Consider the following 229-nt stretch of genomic DNA (forward strand, 5'->3'; position numbering starts at 1 on the left):
GCTCCGTTTTCGCGGCTGCTCATCAGAGACAGACTGGTCGCCAGAGCCTTGGTAAACGCTGTCCTTCTTGGTTCGAATATGTTCATCGCCCGGCCAGCCGTTCTCCTCCCAATTGGGGATCCAGGAGCCCCACGCTTTGGCGACATACGGAGAGTCCATGCAGACGTGAGCACATGCTTTGCCCTGATACAGGTCATGAATCGCCTGCAGGGCTCGAGTCGTTGCGATC

At 57.6% G+C, this 229-nt stretch carries 1 protein-coding gene; it reads right to left on the reverse strand.

Going from position 1 to position 229, the window contains the following annotated elements:
• Positions 1 to 229: hypothetical protein (locus RAD10_RS42650; protein ID WP_461622105.1), on the reverse strand; the 229-nt coding region annotated here is incomplete at both ends.

Source organism: Bradyrhizobium sp. 23AC, assembly GCF_054863025.1.